Source organism: Paenibacillus sp. Pae15 (assembly GCF_024519685.1).
Lineage (GTDB): Bacteria > Bacillota > Bacilli > Paenibacillales > NBRC-103111 > Paenibacillus_G > Paenibacillus_G naphthalenovorans.
Map to the genome: position 1 here is coordinate 113,957 of NZ_JALJRM010000005.1, position 15,403 is coordinate 129,359.

Below are 15,403 nucleotides of genomic sequence, written 5' to 3' on the forward strand. Positions count from 1 at the left end.
AATGGCAAAACCGGAACTGGAATTTACCCATTATACGAAATTTGAACAAAAGCCTTTTACCAACGTAAAGGGTCTAAGTGAACGAGTGATTGCGAAGGACCCGGAAACGGGAGTGGCTACACGGATTCTTATCTTCGAACCGGGCACGGACACCACTCCGAACGGTGTGCAAATTCATGATTTTTGGGAAGAGCTTTACGTGATCGAAGGCTCCTTGATTGACCTGACGCTCAATCAGGAATTTACAGCGGGAATGGTAGCTTGCCGACCTCCGGGTATGAAGCACGGCCCTTGGATATCTCCAAATGGCTGTAAGACGTTTGAGGTACGTTATTATTCCAAAGGCCAATAAAATTCATGCGTGATAAAACCATTTGCAAAAAATGGTCAAAATGATAGAAAAAAAGGCAGCAGGAATGCCGATATAGGTATATAGCAGGTCTTATTGTGAAAATGACGGATTGAAGTACGGACGTGCCTGGCAAAGATTTGCGATTGCAACGTGACAAAGGGAACGAAGCCCGATGAGTGCCGCTAATGGCTGCAGGTTGCCTCCGCTCATGGGCTTTTACACCCTGGCTTTTACACCCTTTTCATGAAGGGTAGCTGCGATTTGGATTCTATTCAGACTGGTTAAACCAGCCCTGTATATAGAACTATTTTTACTCTTGTATCATGTGTGCACATTAAGTTAGGAGGCTTACAGAATGAGAAAAACAAAAAAAGTGTTTAAAACCGCGGCAATCGGGATCATGATTGCGTCCTTGCTTGCCGCATGCGGTGGCGGAGGCGAGAGCGCCGGGGGGACAAGCAGCGGTGATGACGGGAAGAATCAACAAAAGCTGGTATTGAAATTCGCCAACATTACGAAGGAGAACAGCGGACTCGCCCAAACGGCATGGAAAATAGGTGAAGAGCTTAAGGCCAAAACCAACGGCCGGATTACCGTTCAATTGTTCCCGGGAGGGCAATTGGGTAACGAAACCGATATGATGCAGCAGTTAAATACCGGATCTCTGGATATGGCGATCATCACCACAGCTCAATTGAGCAGTTCTTCCCCTGCCTTTGGCGCATGGTTAATGCCTTTCCTGGTGAATGACCACAAGCAAGCTTACGAATTGTGGACAAGCCCGGAATCCATGGCCTTATTTGATACATTAACGAATGACAATGTCAAAGGCTTAGGCTATGCAAGCTCCGGTTTCCGATACTTCTTGGCTACGAAGCCGGTGACAGGAATTAAGGATCTGGAGAACTTTAAGCTGAGAACGACCCCGAGCCCAACCATTCTTGACTTCTTGACTTCGCTCAAAGTCAGCCCGACCCCAATGCCGCTAACCGAAGTGTATACGGCACTGCAAACCGGCGTAATCGGTGGTGTGGATATCGATACGGAGTCGGTCATTTCCGAGAAATTGACGGAGATTGCCAAGAACATGACGCCGAGCAAACATATGTATTGGGCAGGCGGCATTCTGATCAACAAAGACAGATGGAACGGATTGTCCGATGAAGATAAAAAGCTGATAGAAAATGCGGTTGATGTAGCCATGAAATACAATGTTGAATATGTGGAAAAGAATGAGGCAGATTTGCTCGCAAACGCCAGCACAAAATTTGGACTGACTACGCATCAATTAACCAACAAAGCGGAATTTGAACCATACATCAAGGCGGTTCAGGATAAGTGGATTGCAAAGGCTCCGGAAATCGGCAAGTTCCTAGAAAAAGCTAAAGAGATTTCGAAAGAGTAGGTATCTGTTCTATGGAAGAAATCCAACAAATTCAACCCAAACCAAATATCATCTCTACTATAGCTAACATCATTGACAGGTTACTGATTTGGGTCAGTGTAGCCATAGGAGTCGTATTAACGTTTAACATGATCGTTGCGGTTATGTTTCGATATGTGTTAAACCATCCGATTTTCTGGGCCGATGAGTTATCATTGTACCTATTTTGTTGGATTACTTTTTTAGGCGCGAGCTTAGGGGTTAAACGTGCCGATATGGCGGCGGTCACCTTCCTCATTGACCGTCTTTCCCCCAAGTTCAGGCTGATTACGGACATCTTTATTCATTTATGCACCTTACTGTTTGCAGCGGTGATTGGCTACTACTCTATCCTGTGGGTTAAGAGTCCCAGTGTGGTCAATCAACTTTCAGCCACGATTCCCATCAATTTGTGGATTTTGTATTCCGTCGTCCCTATATCTATGCTGTGCATTATTGTATTTACTATCGATCATATCAACAAATTAGTGTCGGCATATATTTTTAGGGCAAGGGGGGATGCTAAATGACTACAGCGATCGGTTTTTTTGCATTAATGTTTATTGGGGTGCCGATTGCGATCGTGCTGGGTCTTACGACACTGATCTACGTGTTAACGACGGGCAATCTCACTATTTTACAGTCTATGCCGTCCAAGCTGTTTAACGGATTGCAAAATTTCGGCCTTGTAGCGATCCCGATGTTTATTCTATTAGGCGAATTTATGAATCAAGGCGGGATTACCAACCGTTTGCTTGAATTTGCCAAAGTCATATTCGGACATTTTCGCGGTGGGCTTGCTTATGTTAATGTCGTAGCCAACATGTTTCTCGCCACGATTATCGGATCATCCACCGCACAAACGGCGGTGATGAGCAAAACGGTGGTTCCGGTAATGGAAAAGGAAGGGTACAGCCGGGATTTCAGCAGTGCGCTTACCGCATCCGCATCGGTTGTAGCTCCGCTCATTCCCCCCAGCATGCCGTTCATTATATACGGAGTAACGGCGGGCGTATCGATCGGCAGCTTGTTTTTGGCAGGGATTCTGCCCGGTATTATTTTTGGTCTGGGCTTTGGATTATATATTTACACGATTGCCAAAAAACGAAATTTTCCGAGATCCGATCGATCCAGTTGGTCCCAGGTGCTGAAAGGTACCGTTTATGTGCTGCCTGCCTTGAGCATTCCGGTGCTCATTATGGTTGGGATTACTACGGGGATCTTTACAGCAACGGAATCGGCGGCGGTTGCGGTTCTGGTTGCATTTCTGGTCGGTGGTTTTGTTTATAAGGAGTTGAAATGGAAGCATTTGCCGGGCATTCTGGTGCGAACCATTATCACCACCTCGACTGTCACCTTTTTATTGGCGATGTCCGATATTTTCGGTTGGGTCTTGAATTTCAATCAAATTCCCCAGCTGATTACCGATGCTTTCCTGGCCGTAGCGGATAACCAGTTCGTCTTTTTGTTATTGGTCAATCTGCTGCTGCTGCTCATAGGTACCGTTCTGGAGGGAGTGCCGGCTTTGATCCTGTTAACTCCAATTCTTTTACCTATAGCCGTTCATTATGGGGTTGATCCTATCCACCTGGGTGTGATCATGGTCATTAACTTAACTTTAGGGCTGATCAGCCCTCCGGTCGGATCCATCCTGTTTGTGACCTCAGCGGTTGCGAACGTTTCAGTCGAGAGGCTTACGCGAAGCTTAATTCCGTTCTTAATTATTTCATGTCTTATTCTTATGATTATCACCTATATCCCTTGGACGACTTTAGGACTTCAAAAACTGCTGGGTCCTTAATGTCCGAAACGAGAAGCCCGCCGGCTAAACGCCTGACGGGCTTTGTGTTCGTTATTCCAGTACTTTCCTGAATTCCCGGGTGAGCAGGGGAACAACCTCGAACAAATCTCCGATAATGCCGTAATCGGCCATTTTAAAAATAGGGGCTTCCGGATCCTTATTGATGGCGATGATGATGCGCGATTGGCTCATGCCGGCCAGATGCTGGATGGCGCCGCTGATGCCGCAGGCGATGTAAATTTCCGGCGTCACGACTTTGCCGGTTTGGCCGATTTGCAAGGCGTAATCGCAATATCCGGCGTCGCATGCGCCACGCGATGCGCCGACGGCCCCATTTAATACCTCCGCCAGCTCTTCGAGAGGCTTGAAGCCATCCGCGCTCTTGACCCCGCGGCCGCCGGATACGACAATTTTCGCCTCTGTCAGATCTACCTTGCCTGACGTCTTGAGGACAACGTCTTTCACCACGGATCGAAGGGTCGGGGGAGGGGAGTAAGCGGTTTTCACGATGGGGGCTTTCGCTCCGCCGGCTGTCGGGACTGCGGGAAAATTGTTAGGCCTTATGGTGACAGCCCATGGGAAATCGGTAAACCTTTTTTTCTCAAAGGCTTTCCCTGCATATACGGGCCGGGTGAATAGGATCCCTTCGCCGGACGACTCGGCCGCAATGACATCCGACAGCTGGCCGGCTTTCAGCTTCGCAGCGATGGCAGGGGCAAGGTCGCGCCCGACAGCCGTATGTCCTATGAACACGGCGTCCGGACGAATCGTATCAAGAACGCCGGCAAGCGCAGCAAGATAAGCCTCCGGATGGTAATGCCGAAGGCTGTCATGCTCGATCAGATGAATGTCTGCAAAGGGATAGGCGGCGAGCTCATCGGCCAGAGAATCCACTTGGCTTCCCATGATAATGGCCGTAATACGGCCCCCTTCCGGTAACGCGATTTGCGCTGCTTGAAGTGCTTCCAGAGTGACCTGACGTAGCTTTCCGTCACGATGTTCGGCAATGATCGCATACGTTCTGCTCATGAATATTTCCTCCTTCACAGGCCGTCTAAATGACCTTGGATTGCGTGCGAAGCAGTTCGACAAGCCTGGCTGCCTGTTCAGGCATTTCGCCCTGCAATATTTGTCCGGCCTGTCTTGCCGGAGGAAGAAACAGCCCGATTAACGACGTTTTGGGTATAAGAGCCTCTGGTGTTACGGACAGATCATCAAGCGTCAGCTGTTGAAACGGCTTCCTCTTTGCCTTCATGATGCCGGGCAGGGACGGGTATCGTGGTTCGTTGAGCCCCTGCTGGGCGGTGAACAGGGCCGGAAGAGATACCTCCAGCAGCTCCACATTGCCTTCGGCATCGCGCTCTGCTTTGGCGGTTCCGGCGGAAAGCTCCAGCTTGATAACGGAGGATACGTGAGGAAGATGCAGCAGCTCCGCCAAACGCACGGCCACCTGACCTGCGCCGTTATCGATGGAAAAATGGCCGCCGAGAATCACATCATACGTCTTATCCGCGAAATATGCGGCGAGAACTTCCGATACCACATATTCGTCCTGGGAAATGCGGTCGTCCGAAATCAGGACGGCTTCGTCCGCGCCCATGGCAAGCGCGGTCCTCAGCGCCTCGGAAGCGCGTTGGGGCCCGACGGAAACGACAACAATGCGTCCCCCGAACCGCTCCTTTATGCGGATTGCCTCTTCCACAGCATATTCGTCGTAAGGATTCATGACGAATTTGACGCCTTCTTCCGAGATCTTTCCATTGGCAATGACGATCTTTTCCTCCGTATCAAACGTCTGCTTCAGCATCACATACACATTCATCCGGATTTCCCCTTTCCAAGGTAAATGGCAGAAGAAGGTCAAGGCTTAAGGGCCTTAAGGAAAAACTCGACGGTCGGTTCGATCTGCTTGCTCAGCGAATATTTGCGTCCTGAGATCAGCCAGGAGGTGACGGCTTCATCCATGGCTCCGAAGATCAGCAGCCGCGTTAATTTGACATCCAGCCCTTGGCGGAAGGTTCCTTCTTCCATGCCTTTGACCAGTACGGCTTCTATTAATTGAATATATGGTTTGACTGCTTGACCTATGGCTTTGCGCAGCTCCAATGAACTTTGCCGCAATTCAATTTGGGTAACGTAAGCGAGGTCCGTGTTTTGCTCCAGCTCGGTGTAATGAATTTCGCATATTTTGCGGAGCGCTTCATCGGCCGTGGACGACGCTTCGACGCTTTCCTTGAACTTGCCCACCAACTCGCCCAGCCGTTCCCGAAAAAGCGACACGAGAATATCCTCCTTGTTTTTGAAATATAAATAAATGGTTCCGTCAGCGACGCCGGCTTCGCGGGCAATTTTCGACACTTGCGATCCATGATAGCCGTTTTCGGCGAAGATTTTGACAGCAGCGTCCAGGATCAAATGGAATTTATTGTTTATTTTTTTACTTGTCATCTTCGCACCCCGGTGATAAGATTGAAATACATTATGAATGAATACTCATTCATTTTCTGATTCCATCTTATGAAATCCGCTAACCGTTGTCAATGGTTCTTGTATAAATGGAATAACAATAGATGTAAGGGGTTACAGAGCGGTATTCGGTCATGCCAAAGTCCAAGAACAATAACAGGTACAGGAGGTAAGAGGCGCATGGCAACAAACATCAATAGAGCTGCCGTGATCGGCTCAGGCGTCATGGGAGCGGGCATTGCCGCCCATCTCGCCAATGCGGGCATTCCCAGCCTGCTGCTGGACATCGTTCCGGCAGCATTGACGCCGGATGAAGAAGCCAAAGGATGGACGCTGGAGCATCCGGCCGTCCGCAACCGCCTGGCGGCAAACGCGCTTTCCGGACTGACCAGACTCAAACCGTCGCCGCTGTATGACGACGCCTTCCTCAGCCGGATTACGCCGGGGAACCTGGAGGACGATCTCGGTAAAATTCGGGACGTCGATTGGGTCATCGAAGCGGTCGTGGAAAACCTGCATATAAAGCGGGAGCTGCTGGCCAAAATCGAAAATCATTGGAAGCCGGGGATCATTGTGAGTTCCAATACGTCGGGCATTTCCATCGACGGGATGACAGCAGGCCGGAGCGAAGCGTTTAAACGGCACGTTCTCGGCACGCACTTCTTCAATCCTCCGCGCTATATGAAGCTGCTGGAAATCATTCCGGGTGAAACGACCGATCCGGATATTGTGGCCCGATTGACGGAATTTTGCGGGAAAAGACTTGGCAAAGGCGTGGTGGTAGCCAAAGATACGCCGAATTTTATCGCCAATCGAATCGGAACCTACGGTTTATTGGTCACGCTGCAAACGATGATCGACAAAGGCTATACCGTTGACGAAGTAGACGCCGTCACAGGCCCGGCCATGGGCCGGCCGAAAAGCGCCACCTTTCGGACGCTGGATCTTGTGGGATTGGACACCTTTGTGCATGTAGCGAATAATGTCTATGAAAAATTGGACGGCGGTCCGGAAAAACAGGCTTTTCAAGTGCCGCAGGTGCTAAAGGACATGGTGTCTTTCGGGTGGATCGGCGAGAAGGCCGGTCAGGGCTTTTATAAGAAGGTCAAGGGAGAGCAGGGCAGTGAAATTTTGTCCCTTGATTTGGGCGCGATGGCTTACGGCAAGAGCAGGAAGCCGGCATCCCCCTCGCTTGAGGCGGCCAAAACGGCCAAAGGAGCCAAGGAAAAGACGAAGGCGCTGCTCGGCGCCAAGGATCGCTATTCCGGGCTTGCCTGGGACATTTTGAAGAAAACGCTGCTTTATTCGGCGGACAAAGTCGGGGAAATCGCCGATTCGATTGCGGATATCGACAAGGCGATGAAATGGGGCTTTCATTGGGAGCTGGGGCCGTTTGAAACGTGGGATGCGATCGGGCTCGTAAAATCCGTCGAACGAATGGAGAAGGAGGGGGAGCGCATACCGGTATGGGTCAAGGAATGGATTGCATCCGGGAAGGAATCGTTCTATCAGCATGCCAACGGGAAATCATTTTACGTATACAAAGGGGAATATAAAGCGGCCGATCAGCCTGCCGAGAACATTTCGCTGCGCAGCTTGAAGGAGCAGAACAAGATCATCCGCGCCAACAGCGGCGCCAGCTTGATTGATGTGGGCGACGGCGTGGCGTGCCTGGAATTCCATTCGCCCAACAACGCGATCGGCGCCGATATTCTGTTTATGATTCAGCAAAGTGTGGAAGAGGTGCGCCAAAATTACGACGCGCTGATCATCGCAAACCAAGGCCGCAATTTCTGCGTCGGCGCCAATATTATGCTGCTGCTGATGGAAGCGCAGAACGAAGAGTGGGAGGAGATCGACAGCATTATCCGAATTTTCCAGAATACGATGATGCAGCTCAAAGGTTTTGAAAAACCCGTTGTTGCCGCTCCTCACCACATGACCTTGGGAGGCGGCGTCGAGGCTTGTCTGCCGGCTGACGAGGTGTGCGCATACGCGGAGACCTATTACGGTCTGGTGGAAACAGGGGTTGGATTGATTCCCGCGGGAGGGGGCTGCAAGGAGCTGGCGCTGCGGCTAAGCCGGGCGAATCCAAATCCGGAGGCGGATTTGCAGCCGCACATCAACGAGCTGTTCATGAATATCGGCACGGCCAAGGTGTCGACAAGCGCCCACGATGCCCGGAAAATCGGTTACCTTCGTGCCTCAGACAGGATCGTCGCAAATCAGGAGCGCTTGATCCATGAAGCCAAGCAATCGGCACTTCGGCTCGTGCATGAGGGGTATGTACTGCCGCCGAAAGAAAAAATCCGGGTGGTCGGCGCAGACGGAAAGGCGGTTATGCAGCTCGGAGCATATACCATGCGGCAAAGCGGGTATATCAGCGACCACGATCTGCTTATTGCCGGCAAGCTGGCTCATGTGCTTGCCGGCGGGGACGTTCCTGCGGGAACCATGGTGACCGAACAATACATGCTGGATCTGGAGCGCGAAGCGTTCCTCAGCCTTTGCGGCGAACCGAAAACGCAGCAGCGTATGCAGCATATGCTTTCCAAAGGCAAGCCGTTGCGCAACTAAGCGAATCGAAGAGAGGTGAACGCTCATGAGAGAAGCCGTCATTGTTTCCGCTGTCCGCACCCCGGTAGGCCGGGCAAAAAAAGGCAGCTTGGCCCATACCCGTGCGGAGGATTTGGGGAGAACGGTGCTTCAGGCTGTCGTTGACCGGGTGCCGGGCGTGAAGAAAGAGGATGTAGAGGACATCATCATCGGATGCGCGATGCCCGAAGGGGAGCAGGGCTTGAATTTCGCCCGTATCATGTCGCTGTACGCCGGATTCCCTTCGACGGTGCCGGCCTTGACGATCAACCGGTTCTGTTCGTCGGGCCTGCAGTCGATCGCTTTTGCAGCCGAGCGCATTATCGCGGGCGGCGCCGATATCATCATCGCAGGCGGCGTGGAAAGCATGAGCCGCGTGCCGATGACCGGCTTCAAGCTGTCGCCGCATCCGAAGCTCGTGCAGGAGATGCCGCAGGCCTATATCGGCATGGGCCACACGGCGGAGAATGTGGCAGACCGCTTCGGCATTTCCCGCGAGGTTCAGGACCGGTTCGCGATGTCGAGCCACCGCAAAGCGGCAGCGGCCGTCCGGTCCGGAGCCTTCAAGGAAGAGATCGTTCCGGTTCACACGTCGCTCAGAGGCTTTGGCGATAACGGCAAGCCTTGGGAGAAGCCGGTTGTACTGGATATGGACGAAGGGATTCGTCCGGATACGACGCTGGAGGGACTGGCCAAGCTGAAGCCGGTGTTCAAAGCGGGCGGCTCCGTTACCGCGGGCAACGCCTCGCAGATGAGCGACGGTGCAGCGGCCGTACTCGTGATGAGCCGGGAGAAAGCGGAGAAGCTGGGACTTTCGCCGCTCGCTGCCTTTCGCTCGTTCGCCCTGGCGGGGGTAAACCCTGAAATCATGGGCGTCGGACCGGTAGAGGCGATCCCCATGGCACTTGAGCGCGCGGGTCTCGGCCTGGAGGATATCCGGCTCTTTGAAATCAATGAAGCGTTCGCTTCTCAATGTGTGCATATTATCCGGGAGCTTCAGCTGGATGAGAGCCTGGTGAATGTCAACGGAGGCGCGATTGCTCTCGGTCATCCGCTCGGCTGCACGGGTACGAAGCTGACGGCAGGCCTGATCTACGAGCTGCGTCGCCGCGGCGGAGGTTATGGTGTGGTGTCGATGTGCATCGGCGGCGGCATGGGGGCGGCCGGTGTGTTTGAAGTATACCCGAAATAGCGGGTTGAAATATCATACGATGGAGGAGAGATGGATATGGCGGACAAAGTGATAGGCGGCGGTTTTGTCTTGGAAGACCTGGACTGTCAAGCCATCGTTACACCGGATGAACTGACGGCGGAGCAGCGTATGATTGCGGAGACGACGGCAGATTTCGTGGAAGGCGAAGTGCTTCCGGTCGATGAGGAAATCGAGAAGCTGAACTACGAGCTGACCTTGAAGCTGCTGAAAAAGAGCGGCGAGCTCGGACTTCTGGGCGCGGATGTGCCGGAAGCGCTGGGCGGACTCGGACTCGACAAAGTCAGCACGACACTGATCAGTGAGCGGTTGTCCAAAGCCTCTTCTTTCGCACTGTCCGTCGGTGCCCATGTCGGCATCGGCACTCTCCCGATCGTTTATTTCGGCACGCCGGAGCAGAAAAAGAAATATTTGCCCGATCTGGCCAGCGGCAGGCTCATCGCGGCCTACTGCCTGACCGAGCCTTCATCGGGCTCGGATGCGCTTGGCGCGAAAACGACGGCGCGTCTATCGGAGGACGGCCGCTATTACGTCCTTAACGGGATGAAGCAATTTATCACCAACGCGGGCTTCGCGGATATTTTCATCGTTTATGCGAAGGTGGACGGAAAGGACTTCAGCACCTTCATAGTGGAGCGGAAGATGGAAGGCGTAAGCATCGGTCCGGAGGAAAAGAAGATGGGCATCAAAGGGTCCTCCACCTGCGCGCTCATCCTTGAAGATGTAAAGGTTCCCGTGGAAAACCTGCTGTGGGAGGCGGGCAAAGGCCATTTAATCGCCTTCAATATACTGAACATCGGCCGTTTCAAGCTGGCCGCGGGCTGTCTCGGCGCCTCGAAGGATGCAATCGAAATATCCGCCAAATATGCCAATGCACGCAAGCAATTCGGCAAACCAATCTCCGCCTTTCCGCTCATCGGCAAGAAGCTGGCCGAAATGAATGTTCGTACTTATGCGCTTGAAAGCATGGTCTACCGTACGGCGGGCTTGATGGATGCGGGGCTCAGCGATATCGATCACGGCAGTCCGGAAGCGGGAGTCCAGTCCGCCAAGGCGATAGCCGAGTATGCGCTGGAGTACTCCATCAATAAGGTGTTTGGTTCGGAAACCCTCCAGTTCGTAGCGGATGAAGGCGTGCAGATTCACGGCGGCTACGGTTTTATCCAGGAATACAAAATCGAGCGCATATACCGTGATTCGCGGATCAACCGCATCTTTGAAGGGACGAATGAAATCAATCGTTTGCTCATCCCCGGCACGCTGATGAGACGCGCCATGAAGGGCGAGCTGCCGCTCATCCAGAAAGTGCAGGCGCTTCAGTCGGATCTGCTTCAGCTCGTTTCGGGGCAGCGGTTTGAGGGCATATTAGAGGAAGAAACGCACCTGGTTTCCATGGCCAAAAAGATATTTCTGATGACGGGCGGAGCCGCCGTCCAGAAATATCAGACGCAGCTTGAGCAGGAACAGGAAGCGCTCAGCCATCTGGCGGATATGATGATTCAGATCTATGCTATGGAAAGCTCACTCCTTCGTACCCGACAACGGATCGCAAAACAGGGCGAAGACAAAACGGCATGCGCCATCGATATGACAAGGGTCTTCGTGCATGAGGCGTTCGAAAGGATAGAGTCGCTTGCCAAAGAGACACTGTCGGCTGTAGAGACCGGAGACGTGCTGCGCACTCAGCTTTCCGTATTAAAGAAGCTGGCCCGCCGTACGCCGGTCAATACGGTGGGGCTAAAGCGGCAAATCGCCGCCAGAGTGTTGGAGTCGGAGAAATTCGTGCGCTAATCCGATGGAACCATCTGAAGGATCCCGGCCGCGTGCCGTATGCCGGAAGATGGTTGGATATATGCGGCGGATATGGCGCGAATGGACGAGAAAGGGTATTATGATATCAAGGACCGTATGAGAGATAGAACAATTGCCGGAGGCTTCAATAGGTTCCCCGGGAAATCGAGGAGGCGCCGTTTATGCATCGGATAGGGAAGAAGCCGCCGCCTTGGGCGTGCCGATCCCCTTCCGCGGTGAAACGGTGTAAACTTATATTGTCCGGAAGGAAGAAGAGTCCTTGAAAGCAAAGGAGCTCGAACACTGGGGCAGGAACGTCTGGCCGCCGAATGGAGAGATACTGTGAATACTGAACAAATTCAAAAAAAAATCGAACGCATGCTGGAGGAGGCTCAGCATACCTTTTGGGGCTATCTGGGCTGTGAATTGGTGGAATGGAACGAACATAGGGCCATCGTCACGCTGGATGTGAAAGAGCACCATCTGAATTTCATCGGCATTCTTCACGGAGGCGTGCATACGTCGCTGCTCGATACCGCGATGGGTCTTGCAGCGATGACCGCCCGTCCGGACAGCGATGTCGTCACTTCGGGCTTGAATATGCATTTTACCGCGCCGGCAGGCAAGGGCAAAGTGACGGCGGTGGCGGAAATCGTTCATATGTCAGCCAGAACGATTACCACCCAGGCAACGCTAAAGAACGAAAATAACATTTTGTGCTCGATGGCAACCGCATCGTTCCGGGTTATCGACAAAAAATGAAGGAGGATTGCGATCTGGCTTGAAGTACCAGACTGTGCAGTGTTATCATAAGAGCTGCAGACCGTAGACCGGGTCCTTGGGCGGAGCGGTCTATTTCTTATGCGGAGGTATTGACATGCCGCAGCACAAGACTTGAAGGAGGAAAAGCCGGCTGTTGATTTCATGACTTTGATTTACATTAGCACATACCATTCGACCCGGTCATGCCATAAATTTAGAAGCTTTGAAGGAATATTGCAAATACGTGTCGAATGCATTTAAGATTTGCCACAAAATCAACTAGAAAAACTGGAGGGTTAACAGAATGAAAAAAGCATCACTCTTCGCATTGACTGCAGTGCTGTTCATCACCACTGCTCTTGCAGGCTGCGGGAATAAGGAAGCAGCACCGGGGAACGCAACAGAATCCCCCAAAACGCAAACGGAAGCGGTATCGGTAGAAATCGGCATGCTCAAGCTGGCCAGTTCCGCGCCATTATTTATCGGGCTTGAGAAAGGATTCTTTCAAGAGGAAAATATCGACGCGAAAGCCAAATGGTTCGATGCGGCGCAGCCGATTGCTGTAGCCACTGCAGGAGGAAGCGTGGATGTGGGGGCAACCGGAATTACGGCAAGCTTGTACAACATGGTAGCCGGCGGGCAAAAGCTCGTGATTGTTGCCGACAAAGGCAGAGAGCAGGAAGGCTATTCTTCTACAGCCCTGATGGTTCCATCCGATTCTCCGGTCAAAGCGATTGAGGAATTGAAAGGAAAGAAAATCGGTATTACACAAACCGGATCAACCTATCATTACATGGCCGGACGCCTGCTTGAAAAGCACGGACTGACGCTGAAGGATGTTCAATTGGTGCCTTTGAACAGTATTAAAGGCTTGATGGAGTCGCTCAAGAGCAAGCAGGTGGATGCGGTTATGCTGAATGAGCCGAACATCACCGCTGTAGTGAAGGAAGGTTACGGTAAAGTCATCGCTCAGGTAGGAGACGAAATCGAGTATCAAACCTCCGGTATCTTCTTCTCACCCAAGCTGGCGGGCAACCAGGATGCGGCCGTACGCTTTTTGAAGGCGTATGCCAAAGCTACACGCTATTACTACGATGCAGTGCTGACCAAAAAAGACGGCAAGCTCGTACCGGGAGCCAATTATGACGAAGTGGTTAAGATCGTTGCCAAATACACGGACCAACCCGAAGAAGTCGTGAAGCAAGGACTTCCTTATATCGATCGTGACGGGAAGCTTTTGGCCGAAGACATCAAAACGCAGGTAGAATGGTATGCCAAAGAGAAGCTGATCGACAAAGCCATCGACACCCAAGAGATTGTTAATACTGCTCTGCTGGACGAAGCGCTCAGCAAGCTGGAGAAATAATGCCATGAGAATCGTAGTGGACAACGTGGAGAAACGGTTTATCGACTCGAAGAAGCGAGAGGTTACCGCTCTTAGAAATATCAACTTTACGATTGAAGAGCAAGAGTTTGTGGTATTGGTCGGTCCCAGCGGATGCGGGAAGTCTACACTTCTCAATATTGTCGGCGGGTTGCTGTCTCCTTCGGGAGGAGAGGTATATTTTGAGGGTTTATCTTCGGACAAACCTCCCCGGCTCGGCATCGTTTTTCAGGAAATTGCGCTTTTTCCCTGGAGGACGGTTTACGAGAATGTGGTGTTCGGTCTGGAAGAGCAGGGTGCGAGCAAGCAGGAGCAGCAGGAAAAAGGCAAATATTATATCGATATGGTCGGGCTCACGGGATTTGAATCGGCTTATCCCAAACAGCTGTCGGGCGGGATGCGTCAACGCGCGGGCATTGCCAGGGCGCTTGCCGTCGAACCGGATTTGCTGCTGATGGACGAACCGTTCTCCGCGTTGGATGCGCAGACGCGTACGCTGATGCAGGAGGAGCTGCTTTCCATCTGGAACCGTACCCGATTAAGCACTTTATATGTCACGCACAATATTCAAGAGGCGGTCTATTTGGCTGACCGGGTGATCGTGCTTTCCCGTCATCCGGGACAAATCAAGGAAGTGATTCATATCGATCTTCCCAAGACGGGAAGAGACCGGGAAGAGCATCGCGCGGCCTTCGAGCGGTACGCAAATGAAATCTGGCAGCTGATCCGGCATGATGCACAGGAAGCGCTGAAGGAGGGTTAGGGCATGAGTCAAGCATCAAATGAATCGATACCGGAAAGGACTGCCCATGCTTCGGCACAAGGACTGCAGCGGCATGTGATTCGCAACCGCGTATCCTTCCTGGAGCAGAAAATACCGGCTTATGCGTCCGTGCTCGGTATTGTCGGTCTCCTGCTTCTGTGGGAGATCATTTGCCGGCTGGGGCTTGTGCCGCCATTGTTCCTGCCTGCTCCGACGCTGATTTTATCGGACGGCTGGGAGATGCTGTCCAGCGGTGAGCTGCATGAGAACATCCTGGCCAGCTTGTCCCGGATTATCGTCGGGTATGGCATTGGCGCGGTCAGCGGCATTCTGATCGGGCTCATTCTGGGCTTTTCGCGCTGGGCAGACGCTGTACTTTCGCCTGTGGTGTATTCCATTTATCCGATTCCGAAAATTGCTTTGCTGCCTTTGATTATTCTATGGCTCGGGATCGGGGAAGCGCCCAAGTTTACAATGATTGCCCTTGGTGTATTTTTTCCCGTGGTGATCAATACATTCTCGGGCGTCAAGAACGTGGATCCCATATGGATCAAAGCAGCGGTTACGTTCGGCTCCAGCCATCTGAACGTCATTCGGAAGGTCATTCTTCCCGGGGCCCTGCCGATGATCTTCGCCGGGCTTAAGCTCGCGGCCGGTACCTCCTTACTGCTTCTGGTATCGGCGGAAATGATCGCGGCTCAACAAGGAATCGGATCGATGATTCTGCATTACGGGAATTTGATGATTACGACGAAGCTGATGGTTGGGGTTCTGCTCCTGTCTTTGTTAGGCCTTCTCTTCAATCGGGGACTTCAGTGGCTTGAACGCAAACTACTGCCTTGGAAATAATCGGAAT

14 protein-coding genes are annotated in these 15,403 nt (G+C 52.3%); 11 read left to right on the plus strand and 3 right to left on the minus strand.

Features of this window, described 5'->3' with window-relative positions; all coding sequences use genetic code 11:
- The first annotated feature begins 1 nt into the window (after nt 1).
- The 4 genes from NR121_RS05870 (at nt 2) to NR121_RS05885 (ending at nt 3,576) form a co-directional block, all read left to right on the plus strand.
- Nucleotides 2-352: a cupin domain-containing protein gene (locus tag NR121_RS05870; RefSeq protein ID WP_054817548.1), complete on the plus strand. Its 351-nt coding sequence runs from the start codon at nt 2-4 to the stop codon at nt 350-352.
- Nucleotides 353-707: 355 nt separating this feature from the next.
- Entirely contained in the window at nt 708-1,757 is a 1,050-nt protein-coding gene (locus NR121_RS05875; protein ID WP_256830896.1) for a TRAP transporter substrate-binding protein, read from the plus strand.
- Between the two features lie 11 nt (nt 1,758-1,768).
- Nucleotides 1,769-2,305: a TRAP transporter small permease gene (locus NR121_RS05880; protein WP_074728519.1), complete on the plus strand. Its 537-nt coding sequence runs from the start codon at nt 1,769-1,771 to the stop codon at nt 2,303-2,305.
- The gene (locus NR121_RS05885) at nt 2,302-3,576 is read left to right on the plus strand and encodes a TRAP transporter large permease (protein WP_074728517.1); all 1,275 of its coding nucleotides are present in this window, start codon (nt 2,302-2,304) and stop codon (nt 3,574-3,576) included. The genes NR121_RS05880 and NR121_RS05885 overlap by 4 nt, the downstream gene beginning before the upstream one ends.
- A 51-nt stretch (nt 3,577-3,627) precedes the next feature.
- Here NR121_RS05885 and NR121_RS05890 read toward each other — a convergent pair whose 3' ends face one another.
- From NR121_RS05890 to NR121_RS05900, 3 genes are read right to left on the minus strand one after another with little or no spacing between them, the layout of a single operon-like run.
- Nucleotides 3,628-4,605 carry an electron transfer flavoprotein subunit alpha/FixB family protein gene (locus NR121_RS05890; RefSeq protein WP_054817552.1) on the minus strand — a complete coding sequence of 326 codons (978 nt, stop codon included), beginning with the start codon at nt 4,603-4,605 and terminating at the stop codon, nt 3,628-3,630.
- A 25-nt stretch (nt 4,606-4,630) separates the two neighbouring features.
- The gene (locus NR121_RS05895; protein WP_054817553.1) at nt 4,631-5,398 is read right to left on the minus strand and encodes an electron transfer flavoprotein subunit beta/FixA family protein; all 768 of its coding nucleotides are present in this window, start codon (nt 5,396-5,398) and stop codon (nt 4,631-4,633) included.
- Nucleotides 5,399-5,436: 38 nt separating this feature from the next.
- Nucleotides 5,437-6,024 carry a fatty acid metabolism transcriptional regulator FadR gene (locus tag NR121_RS05900; protein ID WP_074728513.1) on the minus strand — a complete coding sequence of 196 codons (588 nt, stop codon included), beginning with the start codon at nt 6,022-6,024 and terminating at the stop codon, nt 5,437-5,439.
- A gap of 198 nt (nt 6,025-6,222) precedes the next feature.
- Between NR121_RS05900 and NR121_RS05905 the strand changes: the two genes are divergently transcribed.
- The 7 genes from NR121_RS05905 (at nt 6,223) to NR121_RS05935 (ending at nt 15,396) form a co-directional block, all read left to right on the plus strand.
- Nucleotides 6,223-8,619: a 3-hydroxyacyl-CoA dehydrogenase/enoyl-CoA hydratase family protein gene (locus NR121_RS05905; protein ID WP_074728510.1), complete on the plus strand. Its 2,397-nt coding sequence runs from the start codon at nt 6,223-6,225 to the stop codon at nt 8,617-8,619.
- A 25-nt stretch (nt 8,620-8,644) separates the two neighbouring features.
- On the plus strand, nt 8,645-9,829 hold the full coding sequence (locus NR121_RS05910) for an acetyl-CoA C-acyltransferase (protein WP_054817554.1): 1,185 nt from the start codon (nt 8,645-8,647) through the stop codon (nt 9,827-9,829).
- Between the two features lie 36 nt (nt 9,830-9,865).
- Nucleotides 9,866-11,638 (plus strand): acyl-CoA dehydrogenase family protein, encoded by a 1,773-nt coding sequence (locus NR121_RS05915; protein WP_083351299.1) that lies wholly within the window; start codon nt 9,866-9,868, stop codon nt 11,636-11,638.
- Between the two features lie 342 nt (nt 11,639-11,980).
- On the plus strand, nt 11,981-12,400 hold the full coding sequence (locus NR121_RS05920) for a PaaI family thioesterase (protein WP_249929595.1): 420 nt from the start codon (nt 11,981-11,983) through the stop codon (nt 12,398-12,400).
- Between the two features lie 304 nt (nt 12,401-12,704).
- Nucleotides 12,705-13,766 (plus strand): ABC transporter substrate-binding protein, encoded by a 1,062-nt coding sequence (locus NR121_RS05925; RefSeq protein ID WP_074728506.1) that lies wholly within the window; start codon nt 12,705-12,707, stop codon nt 13,764-13,766.
- Nucleotides 13,767-13,770: 4 nt separating this feature from the next.
- A complete protein-coding gene (locus NR121_RS05930; protein WP_054817557.1) occupies nt 13,771-14,547 on the plus strand; it encodes an ABC transporter ATP-binding protein in 777 nt (258 codons plus the stop codon).
- 3 nt (nt 14,548-14,550) lie between these two features.
- Complete coding sequence (locus NR121_RS05935; protein ID WP_082660869.1) at nt 14,551-15,396, plus strand: ABC transporter permease; 846 nt, start codon at nt 14,551-14,553, stop codon at nt 15,394-15,396.
- Nucleotides 15,397-15,403 lie beyond the last annotated feature (7 nt).